This window comes from Bacillus sp. 05T31, from assembly GCF_056396725.1.
Map to the genome: position 1 here is coordinate 1 of NZ_JBFTMA010001087.1, position 954 is coordinate 954.

Annotated in this window: 2 protein-coding genes; both read left to right on the plus strand. The window is 34.0% G+C overall.

From position 1 onward, the window contains the following. Positions 1–557: YhcN/YlaJ family sporulation lipoprotein (locus AC1DJR_RS31530; RefSeq protein WP_477004420.1), on the plus strand; the 557-nt coding region annotated here is incomplete at its 5' end. A gap of 104 nt (positions 558–661) precedes the next feature. Next, positions 662–954 (plus strand): hypothetical protein (locus tag AC1DJR_RS31535; RefSeq protein ID WP_477004421.1); only part of this gene is annotated, 293 nt, incomplete at its 3' end.

Sequence of the window (954 nt, forward strand, 5' to 3'; positions counted from 1 at the left end):
TTACTGGATGTAGCATTGGAAAAAAAGACAATCCTAATGAAAAGCCAGAACAAAAAAATGTCTCGATGAAAAATGTTAATTATACAAACAAATCAAATAAGCCAAACGAAAAAGCTGCTGATCATTTAGCATCTTTAGCAGCAAGTATACCTGGTGTAAACGATGCGACAGCAGTAGTAGTTGGGAAGTATGCTGTTGTAGGTATTGATGTGAAAGCGAAACTTGATCGAACTCGCGTTGAGTCAATTAAGTATTCTGTTGCAGAGAGTTTGAAGAATGACCCAAACGGTGCAAATGCAGTCGTTGTAGCAGATGTTGATACGTATGAAAGACTAAAACAAATAGGCAAGCAAATTAAAAAAGGTAAAACTGGTGAAGGCATACTTGATGAATTAGCAGCAATTGTTGGSCGAGTAATGCCGCAAGTTCCAAATGATATGATTGAAAATAGAGAAACGAATCCGATTAAAGATAATGATAAACAATTACCAAAAGATGAAGAACAAGAACTACGAAAAGAACAAGAAGATCAGTCAAATAACCATTTGAAAAAATAGTGAAAACCCCGTACTAAATTGTACGGGGTTTTTCTGTAAGATTAAATATTCAGTTTATTTTTAAGGGAATATATGGTTTAATAATGAGGGGAGGGACARCCGTTATGATKAAAAAAAGCGCACTCATATTAGGTAGTTTATGCATAGGTTTTAGTATGACAGCGTGTGACCAGAAGAAAGAAGTGAAGAAGAAAACAGCTATGTCTTCTACTATAACGGAAAATAAAAAGCAAGAGACCATTAATATAAATCATTTCTCAAATATTAATGAAGGAATGACTTATTTAGAAGTGAAAGATTTAATCGGTTTTGAAGGGGATTTACTCATAGAAGAAGGAGAAGAACATTCTACACGAATTAAGCAAATTTTTGCTTGGAAAGGAAACGATCCAAAATC